Below are 25,520 nucleotides of genomic sequence, written 5' to 3' on the forward strand. Positions count from 1 at the left end.
CCCTCCCCCAGCCGTCCGGCCGTCCAGCCGTCGAGCACAGGAAAAATGCGCCGACACGCGGGAAGATCGAACATTTTCCTGTGCTCGACGGCTGGGGCTGGGGGCCGGGCAGGGGTGGGTCAGCCGCCGGCGAAGGGAGGGAGAACGTCGACGGTGGCGGTGAGGGCGCGCGACGGGTCGCGCGAGACCACGCCGCCCACGAGGAACGAGCCCGAGCGGACCACGCGCTCCATCGGATCGCCGTAGCGGGACACGAGCTCCGCCTGGAGTCCGCCCACGGTCGCATCCGCGACGTCGACGCGCTCCTCGGGACGCCCGGCCGCCTCCTCCGCCGCCGCGAAGTACCGCACGAGCACCTCAGCCACCGATCGCCCCCATGCTCCGCACCGGCGGCGCGAACCCGGCAGCGTCCATCCCGTGCCCGGACTGCTTGCCCCACATCGCCGCACGCCACCAGCGGGCGATCTCGGTGTCGTCGGCGCCCCCGCGCAGCAACCCGCGCAGGTCGGTCTCGTCGTCACCGAACAGGCAGGACCGGACGGTCCCCTCCGCGGTGATACGTGTGCGGTCGCAGGCCGCGCAGAACGACCGTGTCACCGAGGCGATGATGCCGACCGTTGCAGGCGCGCCATTCATCGTCCAGCCGTCGACACGCCACTCCTCCGCCGGGGCGTGCGGGTCGTCGCGGCCGGCCTCCACCAGGGTGAACCGCTCGCCGAGCACGGCCAGCAGCTCCGCGGCCGGGACCATGTTCTCGCGCAGCCAGGACCGGTCGGCGTCGAGCGGCATCTGCTCGATGAACCGCAGCCGGCAGCCGTTCTCGAGCGCCCACGCCAGCAGGTCCGGCGCGTCGGCCAGCGTGTCGCGCATCATGACCGCGTTGAGCTTCAGCGGCGTCATGCCCGCCGCGTGGGCCGCGCGGATGCCCGCAAGCACTGCAGGAAGGCGGTCGCGGCGAGTCAGGCGCGCGAAGTGCTCGCGGTCGACCGTGTCGAGGGAGACGTTGACGCGGGTGAGGCCGGCGTCCACGAGCGAGTGGATGCGGTGCTCCAGCCCGATGCCGTTGGTCGTGATCGACAGGTCGATTCCCGGCGCCGCCGCGGCCGAGAGGCCGATGATCTCGGCCAGCTCTGCGCGCATCAGGGGCTCGCCGCCCGTGAACCGCACCTCGCGGATCCCGAGATCGCGCACGCCGATGGCGACGAGCCGCGCGATCTCCGGCGCGGTCAGCAGGTCGTCCCGTGGGATCGCCGGGAGGCCCTCAGCAGGCATGCAGTAAGTGCAGCGCAGCGAGCACTTCTCGGTCACCGACACCCGCAGGTCGCGGGCCACTCGCCCGAACCGGTCGATGAGGCCGTCGGCGTCCGGCCGCCCGTCCATGCTGGGGGGCGCGGTCGCGCCCGGTGCCTGCGGCGGATTCGCCCGCAGCGGGAGTCCCAGATTGACGGCGGTCACCCCTTCACCATAGACCGGCCGGGACACAAGACCATAAGCTTCAGCCATGGGTATCATCTCGTCCGGTTTCCTCGGCCGTCGGCGGACCGACGACCCCCGCCTCCCACCCGGTCAGTACCTGACCGAGGGCTTCCCGGTGCTGTCCGCCGGGCCAACGCCCCGCATCGCCAAAGACGACTGGGCGTTCACCATCACCACAGAGAAGGGCGACGTCCACCGCTGGAGCTGGGACGAGTTCATGGCCCTCCCCCAGGAGGACGTGGGCACCGACATCCACTGCGTGACCAGCTGGTCGAAACTCGGCACCTCTTGGCGCGGCGTCGCTCTCGACACCCTGTTCAAGGACGTCGACACGTCGTTCGAGTACACGATGGCGCACAGCTACGGCGGCTACACCACCAACGTCCCCCTCGCCGACCTGCTCGGCGGCAAGGCCTGGGTGGCCCACACCTTCGACGGCAAAGACCTGGAGCCCGAGCACGGTGGCCCGGCACGCCTCCTGGTGCCGCACCTGTACTTCTGGAAGAGCGCCAAGTGGGTCAGCGGCTTGCAGATGCTTCCGCAGGACCAGCCGGGCTTCTGGGAGCAGAACGGCTACAACATGTACGGCGACCCGTGGAAGGAACAGCGCTACTGGTGAGCACGGTATGGCGAGCGGCCGATGTGGTCGACACACGCATGGAGACCCCGACGGCCCGTACCATCCGTTTACGCATCCCCGGCCTGCACGGTCACCTCGCGGGTCAGCACGTCGACATCCGGCTGACGGCTCCGGACGGCTATCAGGCGGTCCGCTCGTACTCGATCGCCTCCGGCGGCGGACGCGGCGCGCTGGAACCCCATGAGCTGCCGGACGATGAGCTGGAGCTGACCGTCGAGGAACTCGTGGACGGCGAGGTCTCGCCGTACCTCGTGCACGGCCTGCAGAACGGCGACCAGCTGGAAGTACGCGGTCCGGTCGGCGGCTGGTTCGTGTGGCGCGACGGCGACTCCACTCCGGTGCAGTTGATCGCCGGCGGCTCCGGCGTCGTCCCGCTCATGTCGATGGCGCGAGCCCACGCGGCCGCCCGCAGCACCGCGCCGTTCCGGATGCTGTACTCGCTGCGCACCCCGTTCGCCGGGTACTACGCCGACGAGCTCGCCGGCCTCGCCTCCGACACCGCCGCACCCCTCCAGGTCGACTACGTCTACACGCGGCAGGCGCCGGCGGGCTCGGAGACGACACCCGGCCGCCTCACCGCCGAGGGCCTCATGCAGCGCGTGCTGCCGGCCTCCGACTCCCCCACCTTCTACATCTGCGGTTCGACGCCGTTCGTCGAGGCGGTCTCCGGCTGGCTGGTCGAGGCCGGCCACGACCCGGCGCGGGTCCGCACCGAGCGCTACGGCGGCATCGGAGGCACGCCATGACGGACCAGGACTACCTCGACGGCAACGTCGCCGCGGGGATGCTGTCGGAGGTCTTCGCGGCCGACGTCACCACGGCGATCGGGTGCTGTGCGAACTGCGGGGACGAGTCGGTCGTCGCCCGCGGTCGCGTCTACATCGACCAGCACGGCCTGGTGATGCGCTGCTCGGTCTGCGGCGACGTCCTCGCCGTCGCCGCAGAACGCGCCGGTCGCCTCAGCCTCGACCTGCGCGGCCTCGCATGGCTGGAGTTCGCGGTCGAGTAGCCGCTCGGGTGACTGGGCGGGCAGTGCTCAGGACACGTGCACGGCCGGCCGCCGCTTGATGTCCTTCTCTGCTTCGCGGAGCACCTCGCGGGTCACCGGGGCGACCTCGCCCACACCGGTGATCAGGTAGCGGAACATGTTCGAGATCGGATTGCCTTCCGTCCACTCGAAGTAGATCGTCGGCACGACGCCCGTGATGTCCCGGATCTCGAGCAGCACCGCTGCGATGGTGTTCGGCACGTTGCCGCTCTTCACCTGTAGCACCCGGTACCCGTGCTTCACCACGCCGTGGACCAGCAGATCCTCTTCGAAGTCCGAGGAGTCGGACTTCATCACCTCGAGGAAGATGGTGCGCGACCGCTGCGGGATGTGGCTGAACTTCCGCTCATCCTTGTTCTTCTGCGAGTACTCGGTGGTCGTATCCACGTCCGGCTCGTGCGAGATGATGCGGATCTCGCCCTCTTCTGCATCCTCCAGCACGAAGTCGAGCGCGGTCACGTCGAGCGTCACCGAGGTGGCGCGCAACTGGAACGACCGGCCGATGCGCGAGACGATCGACACCACGAGGATGCCGAGGATGAAGAGCGCCGCGATCCGCAGGCCGTCCGGCCGCTCGATGATGTTGTCGATGGTCGTGTACACGAAGATCGCCGTGATGATGCCGAACGCCACCACGCGCTTCGGCTGCCGCTTGCGGCGGGCCGAGAGCGTCACCGCGAGCGACGCGGAGGTGATGAGCACCAGCACGCCGGTCGCGTACGCGCCGCCCTGCGCATCCACGCTGGCCTGGAACACCAGCGTGATGAGGAAGGCGATCGCCGTGAACACGAGCACCAGGGGTCGCACCGCGCGCGCCCACTGGGGCGCCATCCCATACCGCGGCAGGTAACGCGGCACGAGGTTCAGCAGGCCGGCCATCGCCGAGGCGCCGGCGAACCAGAGGATGAGGATGGTGCTGATGTCGTAGACCGTGCCGAAGCCGTTGCCCAGGTACTCGTGCGCGAGGTATGCCAGCGCTCGGCCGTTGGCCGGTCCGCCCGGCTGGAAGTCGCGCTGCGGGATGAGCAGCGTCGTCGTGAAGCTCGACGTGATGAGGAACACGCTCATGATGATCGCGGCCGTGGTGAGCAGCCGCCCCGCTCCACGGATGCGCCCCTTCGGGTACGCCGGGTCGTCGTCCGGCCGGCCCTTGATCTGCGGCATCACGGCGACGCCGGTCTCGAAGCCGGACAGGCCGAGCGCGAGCCGCGGGAACACGATCAGCGCGACCCCCACGATGATCAGCGGGTCGCCGTGCTGCTGGAACAGCGCGCTCCACCAGTCGTCGATCGCCGTCGGGTGCAGGAACACCTGGACGATGGAGGTCCCCACCACGACCACATTGAGCGCCAGGTACACCCCGACCAGCACCACGGCGATCCCGATCGCCTCCTTGAACCCCCGCAGGAAGACCGCGCCGAGGAGGGCGAGCAGCACGAGGGTGATCAGGACGTTGTTGCCGTGGAACCATTCGGGTGCGAAGGGGTTCTCGATCGCGTGTGCCGACGCGTCGGCCGCCGACAGCGTGATGGTGATCATGAAGTCCGTCGCGGCGAAGCCGAGCAGGACGAGGACGAGGAGTTTGCCCGCCCACCAGGGCAGCAGGCGCTCCAGCATGGCGATGGAGCCCGAGCCGCGGAAGCTCTCCCGCGCGACCCTCCGGTACACCGGAAGCGCGCCGAGCAGGGTCAGGGCCACCAGGACCAGAGTGGCGAACGGCGAGACGAGACCGGCCGCCAGCGCAGCGATGGCCGGCTGGTAGCCGAGGGTCGAGAAGTAGTCGACACCGGTGAGGCACATGACCTGCCACCACGAGTGGGTCCGCTCCGGGTTGCGGCCGTGCGGTCCCTGCTGGGTGCCGCGCTCATCCACGAGGCCCGTGAGCAGCCAGTGCCGGAGCCGGCCACCGCGGGCCACCGCGGGGACGGGACGCGCCTGACCGGGAACGGGAATGGCTTCGCGCGAGGTCATCGTCCGCGTCCCTTCGGTTTCGTGCTGATCGTACCGCTCACCAGGCCGAGGCACGGTAGTCCTTCAGGAAGACCCCATGCACGTCCTCTCCGGCCTCGCCGCGGACGATCGGGTCGTACACGCGCGCCGCACCGTCGACGAGGTCGAGCGGGGCGTGGAAGCCCTCCTCGGCCAGCCGCACCTTCGTGTGGTGCGGCCGCTCGTCGGTGATCCAGCCGGTGTCGACCGCGGTCATCAGGATGCCGTCGCTCTCGAAGAGCTCGCCCGCGCTCGTCCGCGTGAGCATGTTCAGAGCGGCCTTCGACATATTGGTGTGGGGGTGGCCGGGACCCTTGTACTGGCGGCCGAACACTCCCTCCATCGCCGAGACGTTGACGACGTAGGAGCGGCCCGCCGCGGCGAGCGACGGCCGCAGCCGGTCGATCAGGATGAAGGGCGCGGTCTGGTTGCACAGCTGCACTTCGAGCAGCTCGAGCGCGTCGACGGAGCCGATGGTCTGCGTCCAGCTGTTGACGTGCGCCACGTCCGGCACGAGACCGCCCGCATCGATGGCGGAGCCGTCGGCGTGCCGGGCGAGCGACGACGACCCGGCGGCCATCGCTGCCGTCGCGAGGTCGTCGGCGGTGAGGACGCCGGGGCCGGCGAGTTCTGCGATGGTCCCGCGGACGTCGGCCGCCGAGAGCAGTGGATGCGCGGCGACCGATCGCTCCAGCGAGAGCGGATGCGGGTCGGCGGTGTGCCCGAAGGTCTCGAGTTCCGGCAGGGGGCCGTCGGGCAGCGGCTGCGTCTCCGCCTCGGCGAGCAGCGAGTACGAGCCGGGTGAACGGCGGACGGTCTGGGCCGCGTTGTTGATCAGGATGTCGAGCGACCCCCGCTCGGCGACCGAGTCGGCGAGCGCGATGACCTGGGCCGGGTCGCGCAGGTCGATGCCGACGACCCGGAGGCGGTGCAGCCACTCCCCGGAATCGGGGAGTTGCGAGAAGCGGCGCACCGCATCCCTGGGGAATCGCGTGGTGATCGTCAGGTGGGCGCCGTCGCGCAGCAGCCGCAGTGCGATGTGCATGCCGATCTTGGCGCGGCCGCCGGTGAGCAAGGCGCGCTTGCCGGTGAGATCGGTGCGGGCGTTGCGCTTCAGGTGGCTGAATGCCGCGCACGACGGGCAGAGCTGGTGGTAGAACCAGTCGACCTCCGTGTACGGCTGCTTGCAGATGTAGCAGGCGCGCGGAGTGATGAGGGTCCCTGCGGTGTGCGACCCGCTCGTGCTGGACGTGAGCTCGCGGCCGCGCGTCTCGTCGTCGATCCGGTCGGGCGCGCCGGTGGCGGTGGCCGCGATTACGGCGCGGTCCGCATCCTGGACCTGCTGGCGCAGCGTGCGGCGCCGTTCCTGCTTGACCGCCTTGAACATGTGACCGGTCGCACGCCGCACAGCCACGAAGTCGGGGTGGTCCTGGTCGAGCTCGTGGAGCTGCGCGAGCACGCGGAGGGCGGCCGCGAGGTCGTCGGGGTCGAGGCCGGAGGCGGCCGGGGTTTCGGGAGGCACCGGAGAATTCTACGTGGCACGATGAGCGCATGGATGCGCACGCGTTGTTCGGGCTCACGGCCATTGCGTTCGAGTTCGCGGGAGTCGCCGCGATGGCCGTCGGGTTCGTGGTGGCGATCGGCCTGGCGCTGGTCGCCTGGCGGCGTCAGAACAGCGGGGCGGCGGCGTTCCGGACGCTGCGCGAGAGCTTCGGCGGGGTCATCCTGCTCGGGCTGGAGATCCTCGTCGCCGCCGACCTGGTGCGGACCGTGACCTCGACACCGTCGCTCACCGACGCGTTCGTGCTGGGGATCATCGTGCTCATCAGGACCATCCTCAGCTTCTCGCTGCAGATCGAGATCGACGGGGTCGCACCGTGGCGGCGCGCGCTCGTCACCGGGCCGGAGGCGCTGGCGCGGACCGCACGGTCGGCCACGCGGACGCCGGACGGCACGGGCGAAGCACCCGGCGTCTGACGACGGCCCGTTACTCCGCCGCGCGGCGCTCCGCGCGCTCGGCGTCGCGCTGCTTGACCCGTGCGTTCTCTGCCCGGACCGCCGCCTGCGTCGCACGCTCGTCGACCAGCCACTGCGGCGGGTCCTGAAGCAGTGCCTTGATCTCGGCCGTCGTCAGCGCCTCGGTCACTCCCCCGCGGGCCAGCCCCGAGTTCGAGACGCCGAGCTTGCGCGCCACCTCGTCGCGCGGGTGCGGACCGTCGGCCCGCAGGGTGCGCAGCCACTCGGGCGGATCGGCGATGTAGCCGTCCAGCTCGGTGCGGCTGATCTCGCGCTCCCGGAAGTCGTCGGGCGCCGCCGGCAGGTAGATGCCGAGTTTCTTGGCCGCGGTGGCCGCTTTCATGGTCTGCGCCTTCATACGTCCCAGGCTACCGTTCGCTACCCTCGTCAGGTGTCCTCTCGTTTCTCCATCGCCTTCCCGCTCGGTGTCACCGTCGGCAAGTGGACGCGCGCCTTCGAACAGCGGTATCCCGACGTGGAGCTGGTGGTGCGGCCGAGCGACGACCCGCTGCGGGTGCTGGAGGAGGGCGAAGCCGACATGGTCTTCGCGCGCGACGCGGAGCCGGACGACGGCCGCCACCTCATTCCGCTGTACTCCGAGGACATCGTGGTGGTCGTGCACCACGAGCACCTGCTGACGCTCAAGGCCGATGAGGGCGAGAAACTGCACCTCGCCGACTTCGAGGACGAGCCGCGGGTGCCCGGCGAGCCGTCGGAGGCTCTGCTGCGGAGCATGGCGGAGGGCACAGGCGTCGCGCTGCTGCCGGCATCGGTCGCGAAGGCGCTCCGGCGGAAGGACGTTGTCGCGCTGCGCGTCGAGGACGCCGGGCAGAGCACCATCGGCCTGACCTGGCCGCGCGAGGCGCAGCATCCACTGGTCGACGACTTCATCGGGATCGTGCGCGGCCGCACCGCGCACAGCTCCCGCAACCCCGAGGTCGCCGCGAAGGAGGCCGCAGCGAAGGAGGCGGCGGAGACGCGCGCCCCCCGCACGCCGCGCAAGCCCGCCCCACGCAAGCCCTCCGCCCCCCGCAAGCGCCCCCGCCGCCGCTGACCGATCCGTGGGACGCAACACGCCGTTATCCGTCCGCGTTCACGGCGTGTTGCGTCCCATGGATGCCGCCGCGGGAGGGACCAGAATGGCAGCATGAGCACCAGCGCCGGACGCGACGCCCAGTCCGAGATCTACCGGGCGGGGGTCGCCGGGCGGCGGCCACGCATCCCGGTCGGGTTCGCCCGGCTTGAGCGGGAGGCGCAGCGGCGGATGAGCCGCGCCGCCTTCGCGTACATCGCCGGCTCCGCAGGGCTCGAACGCACCGCGGCGGCGAACCTCGAGGCCTTCCGCACGCGGCGGATCGTCCCGCGCGTGCTGCGCGATGTCTCCGCCCGCGACCTGTCGATCGAGCTGTTCGGTGTCCGCCGTGCGACCCCGCTCCTCCTCGCGCCGATCGGCGTCCTCGAACTGGCCCGGCGCGGCGGCGATGCTGCGGCCGCGCGCGCCGCCGCGTCCCTGGGCGTCCCGGTAACCCTGTCCACTCAGGCATCGCAGCCGATGGAGGCTGTGGGGGCGGCGATGGATGCCGTGGCGCCCGGTGCCTCGCGCTGGTTCCAGCTGTACTGGAGCTCGTCGCGGGAGCTCGTCGGCAGCCTGGTCGACCGCGCCGAGCGAGCGGGCTGCGAGGCCATCGTCGTCACGCTCGACACGCACGTGCTCGGCTGGCGGCCGCGCGACCTCGACCTGGGCTACCTGCCGTTCAGCCGCGGGCTCGGCATCGCGCAGTACACGAGCGACCCGGTGTTCCAGCACCTGGTCCGCGAGCGGGTGCGAGCGGCAGGAGGCGCCCGTCCGTCGACGGCTCCGACGCCCGCCGCGCTCGCATCGTTCGCCAGCATCCTGCGCCACCACCCGGGCCGGCTGCGCGAGAACCTGCGGTCGGGCGAGCCGCTCGCCGCGGTCGAGACCTTCCTCGACGTCTTCGCCGACCCCTCCCTGACCTGGGACGATCTGGCCTTCCTGCGCGAGCGCACCCGGCTCCCGATCGTGCTCAAGGGCATGCTCCATCCCGACGACGCGCGCCGTGCGCTCGACGCGGGGATGGACGGAGTGCTGGTGTCGAACCACGGCGGCCGTCAGATCGACGGCGAGGTCGCCGCCCTGGATGCGCTGCCGGGCGTCGTCGAGGCGGTCGACGGCCGCGTCCCGGTGATCTTCGACAGCGGCATCCGCAGCGGTGCGGACGCCGTGATCGCGCTCGCGCTCGGCGCACGGGCGGTGGCGATCGGGCGTCCGTACGCCTACGCGCTCGCGTTGGCGGGCGAGGACGGAGTGCGGGAGCTGCTGCGCAACACCATCGCGGAACTCGACATCACCTTGGGGCTGACCGGCGTCCGCAGCGTCGCGGACCTGAGCCCCGCGATCCTCGCCTAGGAGACCGACGCCCCGATCAGCGACAGCAGTGCCTGCGCGTACGCGGACGGGGCGTCCTCGTGCTCGAACATCCGCTCGTCACCGCCGAAGAACACAGTGACCCGGTACCCGTCCGGGGTGCGCGCGAGGTGACGGAAGCTGCCGCCGAGCAGCTCGCGCAGCTGGTCCTCGCGCGGGATCCACAGGGCATCCTCGACGGCGAGCGAGTCGAGCGCCCACTCGGTGGTGCCGTTGAAGCCGAGGATCGTGCCGGTGTCGAAATGGTGCGGCTCGATCGTCATCTCGCTCACCGTGAACCGCTCCCCCTCCATCCCGGGCCGGTCGATGGCGAACGTGTCGCCCGACGCCGGCTGCCAGCGCAATCCTGCTGTGCGGAGTTGCCGGGCGATGTCGTCCGTGATCATGGATGCTCCTTTCATGGGCCGGTCCCCCGGCCCAGGTCAGTCGGTGACGACGACGACCTTGCCGCGGACGTGGCCGGCTTCCAGACGCCCATACGCCTCGGCCGTGCGCTCGATGGGGTAGATGGAGTCGATCGGCAGCACCAGCTCGTTCTCGGCGAGAAGGGCGGCCAGTTCTGCCAGCTCGGCGTTGCCCGCCGCGCGGCCGCCCACGTTCTTCGCGCCGTGCGCCGCTGGACCGTAGGCGGCGATCGTATTCACCCGCTCGATGGGCACGCCCAGCTCCAGCGCCGCCTCGATCGTCCCTCCGCCGTAGTTGTCGAGCACGGCGGTCACCCGGTCGTCGTCGATGAGATCACGCACCCGGTCCGCCAGGCCGTCGCCGTACGTGACCGGGATGATGCCCAGCGACTCGAGATACTCGTGGTTCTCCTCGCCCGCCGTACCGATGACGGTCGCGCCCGAGCGCACCGCGAGTTGTGCGGCCAGCACCCCGACACCGCCCGCGGCGGCACTGACGAGCACGGTGTCGCGCTCGTGGAGGTCGAGCGAGCGCACCGTCGCCATGGCCGTCCGGCCGACGACGCCGAGGGAACCGGCGACCTCGAAGGTGAGCGGGTCCGGCTTCGGGATCACCTGCCCGTCCTCCGGCACGACGACGAAGTCGGCGATCGACGCGAAGGGAGCGGTGCCCAGCACCGCCTGTCCCATCTCGAACCGGGTCGCCCTCTCGCCGAGCTCCTCGACGAAACCGGCGAAGTCCTGTCCGATCCCGCTCGGCAGGGTCACGCCCATGCGCGCGGCGGCCTGCTCGCTGCGGTACGCCTTGTAGTCCATCGGGTTCAACCCGGCCGCCATCACGCGCACCAGGATCTGGCCGGGGCCCGGCCACGGCCTCTCCCGCTGGACCACCTGCAGGTAGTCGCGCGAACCGAACTCCTCGAACTGGACGAATCGCGGCACGGGCGGGCTCCTTCCCTCTGGTAGCAGGAGCCTAGACCCGCCGGCTCACGATGAGCAGGGAATCACGGCTCAGCCGAAGAGCAGGGCCGCCTCTTCGTAGCGCGCGTCGGGGACCGTCTTGAGGCCCCCGGTCGCATCCGCGATCGAGACGTTGACCACATCGGTCCCGCGCAGGGACACCATCGAACCCCAGCGTCCCTCGTACACCGCGTCCACCGCGGCCATGCCCAGACGGGTGGCGAGCACCCGGTCGTACGCGCTCGGCACCCCGCCACGCTGCATGTGGCCGAGCACGGTCGCGCGGGACTCGATCCCGGTGCGCTCCTCGATCATCGGCGCGAGCATCTCGCCGATGCCGCCGAGTCGCGGGCGGTTGAACGCATCCAGACCCTTGTGCGAGTGCGCCTCCTCCATGGTGTCGAGGTGGAAGCCCTCCGAGACGACGATGACGGGGGCGCGGCCACGGTCGCGCACCGACTCCACCCACTCGCAGATCTGGTCGATCGACTTCGGCTGCTCCGGGATGAGGATGGCGTGCGCGCCACCCGCCATGCCCGAGTGCAGGGCGATCCAGCCGACGTGGCGGCCCATGACTTCGACGACCATGCAGCGCTGGTGCGATTCCGCGGTCGTACGCAGACGGTCGATGGCCTCGGTCGCGATCTCGACGGCGGTGTCGAAGCCGAAGGAGTAGTCGGTGGCGGCCAGGTCGTTGTCGATCGTCTTCGGGACGCCGACGATCTTGAGCCCCGCGTCGGTGAGACGGCGGGCCGCGGTCAGCGTGCCCTCGCCGCCGATGGCGATGATGGCGTCGATGCCGTTCTCGTCCATCATCCGCTGGATGTTCTCGGGGCCGCCCTTGTCCGTCTCGAACGGGTTCGTGCGGCTGGAGCCGAGGATGGTTCCACCCTGGCGCGACAGGCCGCGCACGCTGTGCCGGTCGAGAGGCATGATGTCGCCCTCCACCACGCCGCGCCAGCCGTAGCGGAAGCCGGCGAACTCCGAGCGGTAGACGCGATCGCCCTTCAGGACCGCCCCGCGGATGACCGCGTTCAGGCCCGGGCAGTCGCCGCCGCTGGTGAGGATGCCGATCTTCATGTCGCTCCGTTTCTCAAATGCGTGCTTGAATCATGCCCGCCAACGCGTGGCTGCACAAAATCGCACTGGACGGAGCGTGTCCGCTGGTGGTAGGCGGATCAGAGCCCGAGCGCGCGCTGGAGCTTCGAGGAGCTCTCGGACGGACGGGCGCCCGCGGCGAGCAGCCGCTCCTCGATGCCGTCGAGGAGCTCATTCCGCCGCTCCCGGGTGTCGGGGGCGCCCCCGAGCAGCTCCACCTCCCACTCGCGCCACTCCTGCGTGCCGCCCGAGCGCAGGTTCTCGCTGCGCACGTGGTCGTCGGTCAGCTCCGCGACCTCGAAGCCGGCGGCATCCTGTAGCAGCACGCTGTCGCGCAGGTTCGTGACACGGGCGATCGGCACGAGCGGTTCGTCGCCGATCAGATGCCGCAGGTGGTGGCGCAGCTCGGCGGGGGGCACATCGTCGTCGGTGAGCGGCCAGTGGAGCTCCGTGCGGCCCTCGTCGGCGGGCTCCTTCACGTGCCAGCCGGCATCATGACCGCCGCGGCGGATCCGGACGGCCGTCCTGTTGTGAGCGAGTGCGAGGTCGGCGGTGTCGAAGTAGGTCGCGACCAGCTCGTTCCGCTCGGGTTCGCCCTGCACTGCGACCGCGCCGACGCCGACGAGCAGTGGATGCTGCGCCTGCGCATCCACGTCGTACTTGCGCTCGATCTCGACCTGAGAGTGGTGGGGCTGGTCCGGCATCCCCCCTGTTTAGCCCACAAATGCGCTGTCGCGAAATTTCAAGCGCGGGCCCCCGTCCCGCCCCTACGGTGGACGCATGACCTCAGAGACCATCACCGCCCGCTTCGATGTGACCGGCTGGGACCCCGCTGAACTCCCCGGGATCGACGGCGACTGGGTCGGCGCCATCGTCATGCGAAAGACGTACACCGAGGGGCTCGTGGGCGAATCGGTCGCGCATTTCGTGTCCTCCGGTACGGAGGAGGGCGGCCGCGGCTACCTGGCCGCCGAGCGCATCACCGGAACGCTGGACGACGGCCGCACCGGGTCGCTGACGGTGCACCACGGCGCGCTGCAGCACCCGGATGATGCCTCGGCGTTCGGTCACATCATCCCCGGGACGGGCACGGGCGACTTCGCCGGATTCCGCGGTCTCGCTCGGATCGAGCACGACGATCGAGGCGCGTTCTTCGTCTTCGAGCTGGCCTGAATCGACTCTTCACGGCCGCGCCCCCCGGAGGTACCCTCGGGGCATGAGCGACCCCAGAGGACGTGACGACCGGGACGACGAGGACCTCGACGACTTCCGCGAGGCGCAGGAGGCCGACTACGAGCCGGATCCCGTCATTCACGACCCTGAGGACCTCCCCGTGGTCGACGACGAGGACGACGAGATCCTCCCCGACGACGACCGTCCTGTCCCCCTCGACCCCGACGACGCCGAAATCGCCTGACCCGTCCCGCCCGCAGCCCGCGAGCACAGGAAAAGTGCGCCCGTTTGCGGCGTGGCGGCGCAGTTTTCCTGTGCTCGCGGGCTGCGTTGGCGAGGGTGTTAGGACAGGGCGTCGGTGAGGAGGTGGATGAGGGCGTCCAGCTGCACGGAGTCGGTGGACCCGACCTCCACGTCGCTGCCGTCGAGGGCCCGGGCGGCGAGTCCCTGCTTGGCGTCGATCAGCTCCGCGATCTTGGAGTCGATGGTCTGCGCCGCGATGATCCGCCACGCCGTCACCGGCTCCTCCTGACCGATGCGGTGGACGCGGTCGATCGCCTGGGTCTGCTCCGCCGCCGTCCAGGACAGCTCGGCGAGGACGACGTTCGACGCCGCCTGCAGGTTCAGGCCGACGCCGGCCGCGGTCAGCGAGCAGACCGCCACCGCGACCTCGGGGTCGTTGTTGAACGCGTCGATCTCCCGCTGCCGGGCGAGCGCCGACTGGTCTCCGCGGATCGAGATCGTCTTGAGGTCGCGGGCGGCGAACGCCTCCTCCGCAGCATCCATCACGTCGATGTGCTTCGCGAAGAAGACGACCTTGCCGACCGACCTCGCCAGCTGGGCCGTGTAATCGGACGCCAGTCCCGCCTTCGCCTGACCGATCTTCCGGACCATGGTGAAGACGTTCTCGCCCGACTTCGCCGACTTCGACTCCTCGAGCTCGGACTGCGCCACCAGACGGATGAGGTGCTTGCGGTGGGCCTCATCGTCGCCGTCGAAGGAGTCCGGGCGACCGGCGGCCGAGGCGCGCTGGTACTTCGCGACCAGCCGAGCCGCGAGCTCCCTCTCGGCCTGCCGGATCGAGCGGCCCAGGTCGTCGTCGAGTTCGACGGGCAGGTCCACGACGCGCCGGCTGGGCAGGTCTGCCGCCACATCGATCTTGCGGCGACGGACGATGCCCATGTCGATGACCGCCTCGCGGGCGGCGGAGTAGAACCCGAAGTCGGCGGGCGTCAGCCCCGACTCCTCCAGGTGCTCCATCAGCTGCGCGGTCGGCTTGTTGCCGTCGATCCAGCCGAGGAACTGCCAGATCGCCTTGAAGTCGTCGATGTCGTTGATCAGCGGCGTACCCGTGAGCGCGAGCATCAGCGGGTCCGGCGTCTTCGCCCGGATCGCGTCCGCCAGCCCGAGCACGAGGCGGGAACGCTGCGAGTGAAGGTTCTTGATGAAGTGCGCCTCGTCGACGACCATCCCCTTGAACCCGAGCGTGCTCAGCCAGGAGAGGTGCCGGTCGAGCACCTCGTAGTTGACGATCACCACGTCGGCGAAAGCGTCCAGACCCTCACCGTCGCCGTGGATGACGGTGGCGCGGCGGTGCGGCGTCCAGCGCTCGACCTCGCGCGCCCAGTTCATCTTCACGACGTTCGGAACGACGGCGAGCAGCGGGTACGCGCCCGCGACGGAGGCGGCGAGGATCGACTGCGCAGTCTTACCGAGGCCCGGCTCGTCGGCGAGCAGGAAGGAACGGTGGCCGAGGCGCACGCTCTCGATGAACCGCGACTGGTGGTGCATCAGCTCCAGGCCGTTCGGCGAGTAGCGGTCGATCGGCGGAGCCGGCGGCAGGTCCATGCTTGCCGCCTGCCCGCCCGACCCGTACTCGAACGACTTGAACAGCGGACCCAGCAGCTCCCACGAGTCGAGGCGCCGCCTCGGCGTCGGCGCCGAGGGCGTCAGCCGCGAGAAGTCGGGGGCGAGGAACGGGTTGGAGAGCTGGCGCGCCTTCACCGACTGCGGAACGACCTGCTTCTCGGCCAGCTCCGGCGGGATGACGCTGTCCTGCGTGGCGACGGGACGGTCGATCGTGATGATGAGGTCGTCGGGCGACAGCTCCGTGCCCGACTCGAGCAGCCAATCCCGCCGCAGCTTCTGTGCCGTGGCGGTGGGTGCGGACTCGCTCTCCAGCAGCTGGATCAGCGAGGTGTCCCGGGCGGCGGTCTTGGCGAGGATGGTGGCGATGCCGTCGAGCCGCTTCAGCTGTTCGGCGCGGGCGGCGTCGCTCAGTTCGGTGTCCGCCTTGGCGCGGGCGCGCTCCTCGCGCATCAGGAACGCGATCACCTGGAACTTGGTGCGGTTGGTCGGTCCGAGCTTCTTGCCGTCAGCCGCCTTCGCCTCGACCTCGCGCACCTTGCGCGCGAGGACCGGGATGAGTCCGTCGTTGTTGGCGTGCCGGTTCTTCCGCTGCTGCGGCCTGGTCGGGCTGGTGCGCTGACCGGAACGAGACATGGTCCTCCAGAACAGGCGCCGCGCGCTGTCCGAGGACGCGACGCCGAGTGGGCGTGAGGCCGGCGGAGGCGGTGAGGACCGGAACCGAGTGGACCGGGCTCGACGCGGATGACGCCGGAAACGCAGCACAGGATGGCCGCGCAGCACCCATTTTACGGCACGCGGGCGCTTTCAGCGACGCGTGTCCGCGGGGATCTTGATTGTGACCGCCGCAGCGACCAAAAGCACTGCCGCGACGATCGAGAGACCCTGGAGCGCGAGGGCACCCAACGCGAGCGGCCAGACCGGATTCCAGATCACGGCGACGGGGATGAGGCCGGCCAGCCACCACCATTTCTTCGCCTGCCCAGCGAACACGCAGAGGATGAGGGCCAGGATGCTGACCGCGTACCGGATGTAGAGGTACCAGTCGCCTCCGACCAGAGCGAGTCCGGCCAAGAGCACGATCGCCCCGAGCAGGCCGGGCACGAGAGCGGCCCGGTTGAAGGCGGGCGGCTGGGGAGTGTGGGGACGGGACACGGCACCCCACTCTACGCGGCGCCGTGCCTCGAGGTGACGCCGGACGTGGTGCGCCCGCCCGGTTGCGGAGACGTTCTCTCCGGCCGGGCGGGCGACGTGGTGCTGTGGATGCGCCGACGGGGACGCGCGCGGATTACAGGACTCCCCGTCGGAGCAGGAATGCGCACGGCGGCGCGTCGGAACCGACGCGCACCGTCACTGCGGAGTTGCGGGCGAGCTCGAGGAACGGTTCGAGCTCGAGTCGGGTCATGGGAACTCGGCGGAGTTCCGCGTCGGACGCGATCCCGCTCACCGCGAACGCGACGTCGGGTACGTCGTAGGGTTCGTCGGAGAGGTCGAGGAAAACGATCGGCGAGGCATCCTCCGGATCGAGCGGGAACACGGAGAGGATCGCCTCAGCGGCGGCCTCCGTCGTGACGTCGTCACCGAGGTGGACGACGGGTGAGGCGATTTGGTCTTCCGGGTAGCCGCTGCCCACGAGGGTCAGCGTTTCGCCATCTCTCATGGCGTCGAGCGCGCTCAACAGCGCACCGGACAGCAGCGGGCTGAGGTTCTTCAGCAAAGTCGGGCCTTTCCTGTTAAACGAATATTTCTCAACCCCTCCCTGGAGGATAGACCCGGCTGTATGTCCACCCCCACCCCCCATTGGGGGGAGGTCTGGGGGAAACTACCCCTCCGGGGTATGACCGGCCCGGGATTATCCTGAGGGGGTGATCGCAGACATCAAGAAGCGCGCGCTCCACCGGACGCGCATCCTCGAAGGGCAGCTCCGCGGGCTCGAGAAGATGGTCGAGAACGAGGACTACTGCATCGACATCATCACGCAGTCCCTCGCCATCCAGAAGTCGCTCGGCTCGCTTAACCGGCTTCTGGTGGAGAACCACCTCCGCACCCACGTCGCCGAGGCGTTCGAGGAGGGCGGGAGCGCCCGCGACGAGGCGATCGTCGAGCTTCTGAAGATCTACGAGCTCTCCAACAACCGGGGCTGATCGGCGACGATGAGCGACAACGAACTCCTCCGCATCGTCCGCGGAGACATCACCCACGAGACCGTCGACGCGATCGTGAACGCTGCGAACACTTCACTCCTCGGTGGTGGAGGCGTCGACGGCGCGATCCACCGGAAGGGCGGCCCGGCCATCCTCGAAGCGACACGCGAGCTGCGCGCGACGTCCCTGCCGGACGGGCTGCCGACCGGCCAGGCCGTCGCCACCACTGCAGGCGACCTCACCGCGACCTGGGTCATCCACGCGGTCGGACCGGTGTGGTCGGCCAGCGAGGACCGAACCCCCCTGCTGCAGAACGCCTACCGCTCGTCGCTGCGCGTCGCACGCGAGCTGGGCGCCCGCACCGTCGCGTTCCCGGCGATCTCGGCCGGCGTCTACGGCTGGCCGATGGAGGACGCCGCACGCGTCGCGATCAGCACGGTGCGCGCGGTGCTGTCGTCGGGCGTCGGCTCCGTGGAGCATGTGCGCTTCGTGCTGTTCTCGGATCAGGCGTTCCACGCCTTCCGCGAAGCGGCCGGCGAGTGACGGGCGAGGCCGCGACCTCCGACCGGACGGAGTCGCTCGAGCGCTTCCGCGCCCTGCTCCGCATCCCGACGATGTCTCGCACTGCGGTCGAAGAGACCGATTGGGCGGCGTTCGACCGTTTCCTCGACGAGCTCCCGCGGCTCTACCCGGCGGTGCACGCGACCCTCGAGGCCGAACGGCACGGATACTCGCTCCTGTACCGCTGGCGCGGGCGCGACGAGAGCGCCCCCACGGTGCTCATGGCGCACTACGACGTGGTGCCGGCGACGGACGAGGGATGGACGCATCCCCCGTTCTCGGCGGAAGTCACCGGGCACGGCGAGCACCGGCTGCTCTGGGGACGCGGCGCCATCGACGACAAGGGCGCCGTCGCCGCGATCCTGGAGGCCGTCGAGTCCCTGGTGAGCGAAGGCTTCGTGCCGTCGCACGACGTCTACCTGAGCTTCGGGCACGACGAGGAGACCGTGGGGTCCGGCGCGAAGGGGATCGCCGCCGCCCTCGCCGACCGCGGCATCCGCCCGGCGCTCGTGCTCGACGAGGGCGGCGCGGTGGTGGAGCGCATCTTCCCCGGAGTCACCGCTCCCATCGCTGTGGTCGGAGTCAGCGAGAAGGGCATCACCAGCGTGCGGCTCACCGTCGAGCAGAACGGCGGCCACGCATCCACTCCCCCGGCGATGACCGCGACCGTCCGCCTGGCGCGCGCGATCACCCGGCTCAACGCGCGGCCCTTCCCGGCACGGCTGACCGAGACGAATCTGCGGATGGTGGAGACGCTCGGCGCGCACGCGACCGGGCCCCTGCGCTCGGTCTTCGTCCGCGCCCGCCGCCTCCAACCGGTGCTGCGCGCGGTGTTCGGGCGGCTGAGCGACGAGACCCGAGCGATCGTGCGCACCACAACTGCGGTCACCCAGCTGAGCGGCAGTCTCGCCGCGAACGCGCTGCCCGAGACCGCCGAGGCCATCGTCAACACGCGCATCGCCGTCGGATCATCGGTCGCCGAGACGCTGGACCACCTCCGCCGCGCGATCCGCGACGACGCCGTCCGGGTGGAGGCGGTGGACGCGAGCGAGCCGTCGCCGGTCTCCCCCTGCGAGGGGCCGCAGTGGGACCGCCTCGCCGCCGCGATCCGCGCCGAGCACCCGCGCGCGATCGTGACGCCGTACATCATGCTCGGTGCGAGCGACAGCCGGCACTTCACCGGCATCTGCGAGGCGGTCTACCGCTTCACGCCGTTCGAGCTGTCGGCCGAGCAGCGTGGCGCTCTGCACGCACGCGACGAGCACATCCACGTCTCCACCTGGTTCCGCGGAATCGACGTCTACACGCGGCTCCTGCGTTCCTCCTGACCAGCCCGACGCCGTCGAGCACAGGAAAAGTGCGCGCTCGGACGGCGCGTCGCGCGCGTTTTTCCTGTGCTCGACGGCTGAGCGGGAGGACGGGGGTCAGGCGTTGCCGAGGTCGGGGAGGGTGATGGCGCGGCTGCTCGGGGGGAGGTCGCGAATGCGCTCCAGCGCGGGGGCCAGTTCGCCGGCCCAGATGCGGTAACCCTCGGCGTTGAGGTGGAGGCGGTCCTCGGTGTAAGCGGGGTTCAGCTCGCCGTCCTCCAGGGCGAGCGCGGGCCACAGGTCGAGCCAGCCGACGTGCGCGCTCGGCGCGAACTGCCAGAGATGGCGGTTGATGTCCCGGATCTGGTCGGCGAACTCGTGCCCGCGCGGCATCACCGACTGAGCCAGGATGCGCGTGTCCGGCAGCTCCCGGCGGAGCGTCACCAGCATGGTCTCGATGTTGCGCACGACGTGCTCCACGGACCGGCGCCAGGCCAGGTCGTTGGTCCCGACGAGCAGTGCGATGGTGGCCGGACGGGCCTCCACCACATCCCCGAGCCGCGCAAGCACGTCGTCGGTCGTGTCGCCCGCCATTCCGAAGTTGCGGACCGCCTCACCCGGCAGCAGGGTCTCCCAGTCGCCGCCCTGCGTCAGGCTGTCGCCGACGAGTGCAAGCTCGCCGCGCTCCGGTCTCCACTCCTCCGCCATCGCGCCTCCCCTCGTCCCTCCCATCCTCCCTCACAACCTCCGGGAGGGGAAGGAACGCCGCCTCGCTACGATTTGCGCCACATCGCGGTCATCGCGGGCGCAGAACCACGATTTGGCGCAAATCGTACGAGGGTCAGAGCAGGGACTTGGTGTGCCAGACGGTCTTGGTCTCGGTGAAGAACGCGATCCGGTCGAGCGAGGGGGCCGCCGCATCGGGGCCGTTCTCGGGCGGCAGCACGCGCTTCAGCGTGTCGGCGGCCGAGATCTGCAGGTCGATCCACTCCAGGTCCCCCGCGCCGACCAGATCGAGCGCGTTCACGTCGGCGTGCGACGCGAGCCACGGCGCGATCTCGGCGGGCGACCCGGTGAGGATGTTGACAACACCACCCGGGACATCGCTCGTCGCGAGCACCTCGCTGAGGCTGATCGCGGACAGCGGGAACCGCTCGCTCGCGATCACGACGACGGTGTTTCCCGCGACCAGCGCAGGCGCGACAGCGCTCACGAAGCCCAGCAGGCTGGAGTCCTGCGGCGCGACGATGGCGACGACGCCGGTCGGCTCCGGAACCGAGATGTTGAAGTACGGGCCCGAGACGGGGTTGGCGTTGCCCGCGACCTGCGCGAACTTGTCGGCCCATCCCGCGTACCAGACCCACCGGTCGATCGCCTCGTCCACCTGGGCCGTCGCAGCTCCCGCGGAGACGCCCTCGGCCTTCTGGATCTCGTCGACGAACTGCACCCGGCGACCCTCCATCAGCTCCGCGATGCGGTAGAGCACCTGGCCGCGGTTGTACGCGGTCGCACCCGACCATCCGGACACCGCGGCGCGCGCGGCGACGACCGCATCGCGCGCATCCTTGCGGGAGCCCTTCGCTGCGTTCGCCAGGAAGGCGCCTTTCGCCGAGACGACCTCGTAGGTGCGGCCGGACTCGCTGCGCGGGAACTTCCCGCCGATGTAGAGCTTGTAGGTCTTCGGGACGGCCAAGCGGCTCATTTGGAGGCTCCCTTGCGAGCGAGGCGGGCGGGGATGGAGGAGGCGGCGGGCAGCGAGCGGCCCGGCACGAGGTACGCGCCGAGTCCGTGACGGCCGCCCTCGCGCCCGTAGCCGGACTCCTTGTAGCCGCCGAACGGGCTCGCGGGGTCGAAGCGGTTGAAAGTGTTGGCCCAGACCACGCCCGCGCGGAGCTTGTCCGCGACGGCCAGGATGCGGCTGCCCTTGTCCGACCAGATGCCGGCCGACAGGCCGTACGGCGTGTTGTTGGCCTTGGCGATCGCCTCGGCGGGTGTTCGGAACGTCAGGACCGAGAGGACCGGTCCGAAGACCTCCTCGCGGGCGATCCGGTGGCTCGTCGACACGTTGTCGAAGATCGTCGGCGCGAACCAGAACCCGTTCTCGGGGATCGCGCAGTCGGCCGTCCAGCGGTCGGCGCCCTCCGCCTCGCCGATGTCGGAGAGCTCCCGGATGCGTTGCAGCTGCGAGGCCGAGTTGATCGCGCCGATGTCGGTGTTCTTGTCCAGCGGGTCACCCAGGCGCAGGGTCGAGAGCCGGCGCTTCAGCCGGTCGACGACCTCATCGTGGATGCTCTCCTGCACCAGGAGGCGGCTGCCTGCGCAGCAGACATGGCCCTGGTTGAAGAAGATGCCGTTGACGATCCCCTCGATCGCCTGGTCGATGGGCGCGTCGTCGAAGACGATGTTCGCCGCCTTGCCGCCGAGTTCCAGAGTGAGCTTCTTCGACGTTCCGGCGACGCTGCGGGCGATCTCCCGCCCGACCGCGGTCGAGCCGGTGAAGGCGACCTTGTTCACGTCCGGGTGGCCGACCAGCTCGCGGCCGGTCTCCCCGGCGCCGGTGACGATGTTGACGACGCCGGCCGGGAGTTCGGCCTGCTGCAGGATCTCGGCGAACAGCAGTGCTGTCAACGGCGTGGTCTCGGCGGGCTTCAGGACGACCGTGTTGCCTGCGGCGAGCGCCGGCGCGATCTTCCACGCGAGCATCAGCAGCGGGAAGTTCCACGGGATGACCTGCGCGGCGACGCCCAGGGCGCGCGGAGCAGGTCCGAGGCCCGCGTGCTCGAGCTTGTCCGCCCATCCCGCGTAGTAGAAGAACCAGGCGGCCACGAGCGGGATGTCGACATCCCGGCTCTCCTTGATCGGCTTGCCGTTGTCGAGGCTCTCGGCGACCGCCAGCTCACGCGCGCGCTCCTGCACGAGCCGGGCGATCCGGAACAGGTACTTGCCGCGGTCGCTGCCGCTCATCCGCGACCAGACGCGGTCGTAGGCACGGCGTGCCGCCGCGACCGCGGTGTCCACGTCGGAGGCGTCGGCGGTCGCGATGGTCGCCAGGCGCTCCTCCGTGGCCGGAGAGATGGTCTGGAACGGCGTGCCGTGGCCGGCGACGAACTCGCCGTCGATGAAGAGGCCGTACTCGTCGCGCAGGGTGAGGATCGACCGCGACTCGGGGGCCGGGGCGTATTCGAGGAAGCTCATGTCAAATCCTTCTGATCAGTCGATCGTCACGTAGTCGGCGCCGGAGTAGTGCCCGGTGGCCAGCTTCTGGCGCTGCAGCAGCACGTCGTTCAGGAGGCTGGAGGCACCGAAGCGGAAGAGGTGCGGCTGGAGCCAGCGCTCGCCCACCGTCTCGGCGACGGTCACGAGGTACTTGATGGCGTCCTTCGACGAGCGGATGCCGCCGGCCGGCTTGACGCCGATCTCCTCTCCGGTGAGGCGGTGCCAGTCGCGCACGACCTCCAGCATCAGCAGGGTCACCGGGAGGGTCGCTGCGGGCGAGACCTTGCCGGTGGAGGTCTTGATGAAGTCTCCCCCGGCCAGGATGCTGAGCCAGGAGGCGCGGCGCACGTTGTCGTAGGTGTTCAGCTCGCCGGTCTCCAGGATCACCTTGAGGTGGGCGTACGTGCCGTCCTCGCGGCGGCAGGCCTCCTTCACGGCGACGATCTCGTCGAAGACCAGGCCGTAGCGGCCGGAGAGGAACGCGCCGCGGTCGATGACCATGTCGATCTCGTCCGCACCCGCCGCCACCGCGTCCGCCGTGTCCGCCAGCTTGACGGCGAGCGAGGCACGGCCGCTCGGGAACGCCGTCGCGACGGCCGCGACGTTGACGCCGCCCTGCCCTCCGGCGCGGCGCACCGCTCCGGCGTGGGAGGCGCCGAGCGCCTCGACGGCGTACGGCACCATGTCCCCGTACACGCAGACTGCAGCAGGGCGCGGGGTCGACGGGTCGGACGCATCCGGAGTCAGCGCCTTCGCGACGAGCGAGCGCACCTTGCCGGGGGTGTCGGCGCCCTCGAGCGTGGTCAGGTCGATCAGCTCGATGATGGTGTCCAGCGCCCACTTCTTGCTGGTCGTCTTGATGGAGCGGGTGCCCAGGCCGGCGGCGCGCTGCTCCAGGCCGACGGCATCCACACCCGGGATGCCGCCCAGGTAGCGGCGCAGCGACCCCTCGGTCAGGTCGCCGCCCAGCACCTCGACGGCGCGGGCCGCTGGCGCGAGGGTGCGCACCGGTGGCGTTGTCTCGATGGTCACGTGTTCCTCCAAAGGATGGGTTGCTCAAGCAGGGGCGCCCGGGGCCACGCGCCCGAGCAGGTCGTTGGCGGTCGCCTCGTCGGTGATGAGGGTCGTGCACAGTCCGCTGGCGACGACGGCGTGTGCGACGCGGTGCTTCGCTTCGCCGGAGATGACGGCGATGGACGTGCGGGCCGAGCGGAGTTCGTCGAGGCTCAGTCCGAGGGTGCGCGAGTTGAGCTCGGGGTCGGCGACCTGGCCGTCGTCGGTGATGAAGCGTCCGACCACGTCGCCCACTGCACCCTTCTCGGCGAGCGCTGCCACGTCCTCCACCGAGAGATAGCCGGAGTCGACGTGCACCGAGCTGGTGTCGACGACGCCGGCGCTGAACAGGTAGGCGCTGGCGTCGCGGGCGAGTTCCAGGACGCTCTGCACCGAGCGATCGGCCTCGATCGCGCGCCGGGTGGCGGCGTGCTCGAAGATGGCCGGGCTCGGCAGCAGTGTCGCGGTGCCCTGCGCCTTGCGCGCGATCACGACGGCCGTGTCGGCTGCCGCGGTCGCCTGGCGAGTGGATGAGACGCTCCCGTTGATCTGCACGGGATTGACGCCGACCGCCCAGCCGGGCCGCAGGCGCGCGGCGACGGCGTGCAGCGTACGTCCCCAGCTCACGCCGAGGGTGCGCGGAACGGGACGGAGGGTGGTGAGGTAGTCGGCCGCGGCCTGTGCGACCCGGCCCTGCACCTCGGAGTCCGACTCGGCTGCGGGAACGACGACCGCGTCGGTGAGGCCGTAGAAGCCGCACAGCTCGCGCTCCAGCGAGAAGCGCCGTGCGCTCGGGTGGACGATCTCGATGCGGACGAAGCCGTTCTCGCGCGCGGCGACGAGGAGGCGGCCCACCTTCCAGCGCGACACATTGAGGGCGACGCCGATCTCATCCTGGGTCTTGCCGGCCTCGTAGTAGAGCTCTGCGGCTTTGACGGCGAGGATCTCGTCCGAATCGTTGAGGCTCACCCCTTCAGCTTAGGAACGGTCGCGCACGCGAGCAACATGTGCGTGGTGGCTGCTCAAATGAGCACGAACACTTTCGTTTATCGTTGGGTCGTGCCCACAGACTCCCCCGCCGTCCCCGCATTCGCCCTCGCCGTCGACTTCGGCGGGACCAAGGTGGAGGCGGCCCTCGTCGACACCGAAGGCCGGCTCGTCGAGGGGTCGCGTCACCGCCTCCCCACCGGGCGCGAGGCGACGGTTCCGGAACTCGAGGCCTCGGTGGGCGGCGTCGTGCGCGCGGCCGCCGCATCCCTCCCCGTCGGAGGCCGGATCGTCGGCGTCGGCATCGGGAGCGCAGGCCCGATCGACCGGAAGCTCGGTCTCGTCTCCCCGCTCAACGTGCCGCACTGGCGCGACTACCCCATGCGCGACTACGTCGCCGCCGTCGCCACGGAGCTCGGGATCGACGCGCCGGTCACGCTCGAGATGGACGGCGTCGCCATCACCATGGCCGAGCACTGGGTCGGGGCGGCCCAGGGCGTGGACAACGTCATGGGGATGGTCGTCTCGACCGGGATCGGCGGCGGCCTCATCGTCGACGGCCGCGTGATCACCGGTCCGACTGGCAACGCGGGCCACATCGGGCATGTCGAGGTCGGAGCCACCTTCGGCGACCACGCACTGCGCGGTGAGGACACGTTCGGCAGCCCCTTCGCGCTGGAGGCGATGGCCTCCGGGCCGCACACCGTGGCGTGGGCGCGCCGCGAAGGGTTCGTGGGCGCCACCGGCGAAGACCTGGCTGCCGCGTACGCGGCGGGCGACCCGGTCGCGCAGGCGGCCATCGCCCGCACCGGGCTCGCGGTGGGTCACGCGATCGCATCGGCGACCGCCCTGCTCGATCTCGAGCTCGTGGCCATCGGCGGCGGCTTCTCGCACTCGACCCCCGACCTCTTCGACCACATGCGCGCGGTGATCGACCAGCACTACTTCCCCTTCGTGCGCAAGGTCCGGATCGTCCCCTCCGCCCTCTCCTCCGAGGGCCCCCTCATCGGTGCCGCCGCCCTCATCCACCGCGCCCACCTCCTCCCCTGACCAGCCCCGTCCGTAGCCGCCGAGCACAGGAAAAATGTTGCTCAGTGACCGGATCGGCCGCATTTTTCCTGTGCTCGGCGGCTAGC

Annotated in this window: 29 protein-coding genes; 12 read left to right on the plus strand and 17 right to left on the minus strand. The window is 70.4% G+C overall.

Annotated features, from left to right (window positions below; all coding sequences use genetic code 11):
- Window positions 1-119: 119 nt before the first annotated feature.
- Together P3F85_RS10100 and moaA are read right to left on the minus strand one after the other, a co-directional pair.
- Window positions 120-365, minus strand: a complete 246-nt coding sequence (locus tag P3F85_RS10100; RefSeq protein ID WP_374007182.1) for a MoaD/ThiS family protein — start codon at window positions 363-365, stop codon at window positions 120-122.
- Window positions 358-1,455 carry a GTP 3',8-cyclase MoaA gene (moaA, locus tag P3F85_RS10105; RefSeq protein WP_374007183.1) on the minus strand — a complete coding sequence of 366 codons (1,098 nt, stop codon included), beginning with the start codon at window positions 1,453-1,455 and terminating at the stop codon, window positions 358-360. Before moaA ends, P3F85_RS10100 begins: the two co-directional genes overlap by 8 nt.
- Window positions 1,456-1,501: 46 nt before the next feature.
- On the opposite strand from moaA, the gene P3F85_RS10110 reads away from it, so the two are divergent.
- From P3F85_RS10110 to P3F85_RS10120, 3 genes are read left to right on the plus strand one after another with little or no spacing between them, the layout of a single operon-like run.
- Window positions 1,502-2,095 carry a sulfite oxidase-like oxidoreductase gene (locus P3F85_RS10110; RefSeq protein ID WP_374007184.1) on the plus strand — a complete coding sequence of 198 codons (594 nt, stop codon included), beginning with the start codon at window positions 1,502-1,504 and terminating at the stop codon, window positions 2,093-2,095.
- Between the two features lie 38 nt (window positions 2,096-2,133).
- A complete protein-coding gene (locus P3F85_RS10115; RefSeq protein ID WP_374010915.1) occupies window positions 2,134-2,862 on the plus strand; it encodes an FAD-binding oxidoreductase in 729 nt (242 codons plus the stop codon).
- Window positions 2,859-3,125: a DUF6510 family protein gene (locus P3F85_RS10120; protein WP_374007185.1), complete on the plus strand. Its 267-nt coding sequence runs from the start codon at window positions 2,859-2,861 to the stop codon at window positions 3,123-3,125. The genes P3F85_RS10115 and P3F85_RS10120 overlap by 4 nt, the downstream gene beginning before the upstream one ends.
- Window positions 3,126-3,152: 27 nt before the next feature.
- Here P3F85_RS10120 and P3F85_RS10125 read toward each other — a convergent pair whose 3' ends face one another.
- The gene (locus tag P3F85_RS10125; RefSeq protein ID WP_374007187.1) at window positions 3,153-5,135 is read right to left on the minus strand and encodes an amino acid transporter; all 1,983 of its coding nucleotides are present in this window, start codon (window positions 5,133-5,135) and stop codon (window positions 3,153-3,155) included.
- 37 nt (window positions 5,136-5,172) lie between these two features.
- On the minus strand, window positions 5,173-6,675 hold the full coding sequence (locus tag P3F85_RS10130) for an SDR family NAD(P)-dependent oxidoreductase (protein WP_374007189.1): 1,503 nt from the start codon (window positions 6,673-6,675) through the stop codon (window positions 5,173-5,175).
- Between the two features lie 29 nt (window positions 6,676-6,704).
- On the opposite strand from P3F85_RS10130, the gene P3F85_RS10135 reads away from it, so the two are divergent.
- Window positions 6,705-7,130 (plus strand): DUF1622 domain-containing protein, encoded by a 426-nt coding sequence (locus tag P3F85_RS10135; protein WP_374007191.1) that lies wholly within the window; start codon window positions 6,705-6,707, stop codon window positions 7,128-7,130.
- Between the two features lie 10 nt (window positions 7,131-7,140).
- Here P3F85_RS10135 and P3F85_RS10140 read toward each other — a convergent pair whose 3' ends face one another.
- Window positions 7,141-7,527, minus strand: coding sequence for a DUF5997 family protein (locus P3F85_RS10140; RefSeq protein WP_374007192.1), 387 nt, complete (start codon window positions 7,525-7,527; stop codon window positions 7,141-7,143).
- A gap of 33 nt (window positions 7,528-7,560) precedes the next feature.
- Here P3F85_RS10140 and P3F85_RS10145 point away from each other — a divergent pair, with 33 nt between their 5' ends.
- The gene (locus P3F85_RS10145; RefSeq protein ID WP_374007194.1) at window positions 7,561-8,223 is read left to right on the plus strand and encodes a LysR family transcriptional regulator substrate-binding protein; all 663 of its coding nucleotides are present in this window, start codon (window positions 7,561-7,563) and stop codon (window positions 8,221-8,223) included.
- 93 nt (window positions 8,224-8,316) lie between these two features.
- Window positions 8,317-9,597: an alpha-hydroxy-acid oxidizing protein gene (locus P3F85_RS10150; RefSeq protein WP_374007196.1), complete on the plus strand. Its 1,281-nt coding sequence runs from the start codon at window positions 8,317-8,319 to the stop codon at window positions 9,595-9,597.
- On the opposite strand, the gene P3F85_RS10155 is transcribed toward P3F85_RS10150, so the two are convergent.
- From P3F85_RS10155 to P3F85_RS10170, 4 genes are all read right to left on the minus strand, one after another.
- Complete coding sequence (locus P3F85_RS10155) at window positions 9,594-10,001, minus strand: hypothetical protein (RefSeq protein WP_374007198.1); 408 nt, start codon at window positions 9,999-10,001, stop codon at window positions 9,594-9,596. The genes P3F85_RS10150 and P3F85_RS10155 overlap by 4 nt on opposite strands.
- A gap of 36 nt (window positions 10,002-10,037) precedes the next feature.
- Window positions 10,038-10,961, minus strand: coding sequence for an NADP-dependent oxidoreductase (locus P3F85_RS10160; protein WP_374007199.1), 924 nt, complete (start codon window positions 10,959-10,961; stop codon window positions 10,038-10,040).
- 69 nt (window positions 10,962-11,030) lie between these two features.
- A complete protein-coding gene (locus P3F85_RS10165; protein WP_374007201.1) occupies window positions 11,031-12,059 on the minus strand; it encodes a 6-phosphofructokinase in 1,029 nt (342 codons plus the stop codon).
- A 98-nt stretch (window positions 12,060-12,157) separates the two neighbouring features.
- A complete protein-coding gene (locus P3F85_RS10170; RefSeq protein ID WP_374007203.1) occupies window positions 12,158-12,781 on the minus strand; it encodes a CYTH domain-containing protein in 624 nt (207 codons plus the stop codon).
- Window positions 12,782-12,857: 76 nt separating this feature from the next.
- Between P3F85_RS10170 and P3F85_RS10175 the strand changes: the two genes are divergently transcribed.
- Both P3F85_RS10175 and P3F85_RS10180 read left to right on the plus strand, forming a co-directional pair.
- Window positions 12,858-13,250, plus strand: a complete 393-nt coding sequence (locus P3F85_RS10175) for a DUF3224 domain-containing protein (protein WP_374007205.1) — start codon at window positions 12,858-12,860, stop codon at window positions 13,248-13,250.
- Between the two features lie 43 nt (window positions 13,251-13,293).
- A complete protein-coding gene (locus P3F85_RS10180; protein ID WP_374007207.1) occupies window positions 13,294-13,494 on the plus strand; it encodes a hypothetical protein in 201 nt (66 codons plus the stop codon).
- 98 nt (window positions 13,495-13,592) lie between these two features.
- Here P3F85_RS10180 and P3F85_RS10185 read toward each other — a convergent pair whose 3' ends face one another.
- The 3 genes from P3F85_RS10185 to P3F85_RS10195 form a co-directional block, all read right to left on the minus strand.
- Window positions 13,593-15,752, minus strand: a complete 2,160-nt coding sequence (locus tag P3F85_RS10185; protein ID WP_374007208.1) for a DEAD/DEAH box helicase — start codon at window positions 15,750-15,752, stop codon at window positions 13,593-13,595.
- 171 nt (window positions 15,753-15,923) lie between these two features.
- Window positions 15,924-16,271, minus strand: a complete 348-nt coding sequence (locus P3F85_RS10190; protein ID WP_374007210.1) for a DUF6804 family protein — start codon at window positions 16,269-16,271, stop codon at window positions 15,924-15,926.
- 133 nt (window positions 16,272-16,404) lie between these two features.
- Window positions 16,405-16,833 (minus strand): RbsD/FucU domain-containing protein, encoded by a 429-nt coding sequence (locus tag P3F85_RS10195; protein ID WP_374007212.1) that lies wholly within the window; start codon window positions 16,831-16,833, stop codon window positions 16,405-16,407.
- A 148-nt stretch (window positions 16,834-16,981) separates the two neighbouring features.
- Here P3F85_RS10195 and P3F85_RS10200 point away from each other — a divergent pair, with 148 nt between their 5' ends.
- Genes P3F85_RS10200 through P3F85_RS10210 form a run of 3 tightly spaced genes read left to right on the plus strand, consistent with a single transcriptional unit; the run spans window position 16,982 to window position 19,149 of the window.
- Complete coding sequence (locus tag P3F85_RS10200) at window positions 16,982-17,260, plus strand: metal-sensitive transcriptional regulator (protein WP_374007213.1); 279 nt, start codon at window positions 16,982-16,984, stop codon at window positions 17,258-17,260.
- Between the two features lie 9 nt (window positions 17,261-17,269).
- Entirely contained in the window at window positions 17,270-17,803 is a 534-nt protein-coding gene (locus P3F85_RS10205; protein ID WP_374007215.1) for an O-acetyl-ADP-ribose deacetylase, read from the plus strand.
- Window positions 17,800-19,149 carry a M20/M25/M40 family metallo-hydrolase gene (locus P3F85_RS10210; RefSeq protein ID WP_374007217.1) on the plus strand — a complete coding sequence of 450 codons (1,350 nt, stop codon included), beginning with the start codon at window positions 17,800-17,802 and terminating at the stop codon, window positions 19,147-19,149. Before P3F85_RS10205 ends, P3F85_RS10210 begins: the two co-directional genes overlap by 4 nt.
- Window positions 19,150-19,245: 96 nt before the next feature.
- On the opposite strand, the gene P3F85_RS10215 is transcribed toward P3F85_RS10210, so the two are convergent.
- The 5 genes from P3F85_RS10215 to P3F85_RS10235 form a co-directional block, all read right to left on the minus strand.
- Window positions 19,246-19,836 (minus strand): SGNH/GDSL hydrolase family protein, encoded by a 591-nt coding sequence (locus P3F85_RS10215; protein ID WP_374007218.1) that lies wholly within the window; start codon window positions 19,834-19,836, stop codon window positions 19,246-19,248.
- A gap of 133 nt (window positions 19,837-19,969) precedes the next feature.
- The gene (locus P3F85_RS10220) at window positions 19,970-20,830 is read right to left on the minus strand and encodes an aldehyde dehydrogenase family protein (protein ID WP_374007219.1); all 861 of its coding nucleotides are present in this window, start codon (window positions 20,828-20,830) and stop codon (window positions 19,970-19,972) included.
- Window positions 20,827-22,323, minus strand: coding sequence for an aldehyde dehydrogenase family protein (locus P3F85_RS10225; protein ID WP_374007221.1), 1,497 nt, complete (start codon window positions 22,321-22,323; stop codon window positions 20,827-20,829). The genes P3F85_RS10220 and P3F85_RS10225 overlap by 4 nt, the downstream gene beginning before the upstream one ends.
- 15 nt (window positions 22,324-22,338) lie before the next feature.
- Window positions 22,339-23,376: a deoxyribose-phosphate aldolase gene (gene deoC / locus P3F85_RS10230; protein WP_374007222.1), complete on the minus strand. Its 1,038-nt coding sequence runs from the start codon at window positions 23,374-23,376 to the stop codon at window positions 22,339-22,341.
- A gap of 24 nt (window positions 23,377-23,400) precedes the next feature.
- Entirely contained in the window at window positions 23,401-24,366 is a 966-nt protein-coding gene (locus P3F85_RS10235) for a sugar-binding transcriptional regulator (RefSeq protein WP_374007224.1), read from the minus strand.
- Between the two features lie 90 nt (window positions 24,367-24,456).
- Here P3F85_RS10235 and P3F85_RS10240 point away from each other — a divergent pair, with 90 nt between their 5' ends.
- Window positions 24,457-25,434 carry an ROK family protein gene (locus tag P3F85_RS10240; protein WP_374007225.1) on the plus strand — a complete coding sequence of 326 codons (978 nt, stop codon included), beginning with the start codon at window positions 24,457-24,459 and terminating at the stop codon, window positions 25,432-25,434.
- The last annotated feature ends 86 nt before the right edge of the window (window positions 25,435-25,520 follow it).

This window comes from Leifsonia sp. T36S-04, assembly GCF_042465655.1.
Taxonomy (GTDB): Bacteria; Actinomycetota; Actinomycetes; order Actinomycetales; family Microbacteriaceae; genus Leifsonia.

Excerpts from the sequence above, each read along its gene's own strand:
- P3F85_RS10180 (WP_374007207.1), top strand. The coding sequence starts at position 13,294 with ATGAGCGACCCCAGAGGACGTGACGACCGGGACGACGAGGACCTCGAC.
- P3F85_RS10225 (WP_374007221.1), bottom strand. The coding sequence starts at position 22,323 with ATGAGCTTCCTCGAATACGCCCCGGCCCCCGAGTCGCGGTCGATCCTC.
- P3F85_RS10110 (WP_374007184.1), top strand. The coding sequence starts at position 1,502 with ATGGGTATCATCTCGTCCGGTTTCCTCGGCCGTCGGCGGACCGACGAC.
- P3F85_RS10170 (WP_374007203.1), bottom strand. The coding sequence starts at position 12,781 with ATGCCGGACCAGCCCCACCACTCTCAGGTCGAGATCGAGCGCAAGTAC.
- P3F85_RS10215 (WP_374007218.1), bottom strand. The coding sequence starts at position 19,836 with ATGGCGGAGGAGTGGAGACCGGAGCGCGGCGAGCTTGCACTCGTCGGC.
- P3F85_RS10155 (WP_374007198.1), bottom strand. The coding sequence starts at position 10,001 with ATGATCACGGACGACATCGCCCGGCAACTCCGCACAGCAGGATTGCGC.
- P3F85_RS10185 (WP_374007208.1), bottom strand. The coding sequence starts at position 15,752 with ATGTCTCGTTCCGGTCAGCGCACCAGCCCGACCAGGCCGCAGCAGCGG.
- P3F85_RS10135 (WP_374007191.1), top strand. The coding sequence starts at position 6,705 with ATGGATGCGCACGCGTTGTTCGGGCTCACGGCCATTGCGTTCGAGTTC.
- P3F85_RS10175 (WP_374007205.1), top strand. The coding sequence starts at position 12,858 with ATGACCTCAGAGACCATCACCGCCCGCTTCGATGTGACCGGCTGGGAC.
- P3F85_RS10140 (WP_374007192.1), bottom strand. The coding sequence starts at position 7,527 with ATGAAGGCGCAGACCATGAAAGCGGCCACCGCGGCCAAGAAACTCGGC.
- P3F85_RS10150 (WP_374007196.1), top strand. The coding sequence starts at position 8,317 with ATGAGCACCAGCGCCGGACGCGACGCCCAGTCCGAGATCTACCGGGCG.
- P3F85_RS10220 (WP_374007219.1), bottom strand. The coding sequence starts at position 20,830 with ATGAGCCGCTTGGCCGTCCCGAAGACCTACAAGCTCTACATCGGCGGG.
- P3F85_RS10120 (WP_374007185.1), top strand. The coding sequence starts at position 2,859 with ATGACGGACCAGGACTACCTCGACGGCAACGTCGCCGCGGGGATGCTG.
- P3F85_RS10205 (WP_374007215.1), top strand. The coding sequence starts at position 17,270 with ATGAGCGACAACGAACTCCTCCGCATCGTCCGCGGAGACATCACCCAC.
- P3F85_RS10165 (WP_374007201.1), bottom strand. The coding sequence starts at position 12,059 with ATGAAGATCGGCATCCTCACCAGCGGCGGCGACTGCCCGGGCCTGAAC.
- P3F85_RS10115 (WP_374010915.1), top strand. The coding sequence starts at position 2,134 with ATGGAGACCCCGACGGCCCGTACCATCCGTTTACGCATCCCCGGCCTG.
- P3F85_RS10125 (WP_374007187.1), bottom strand. The coding sequence starts at position 5,135 with ATGACCTCGCGCGAAGCCATTCCCGTTCCCGGTCAGGCGCGTCCCGTC.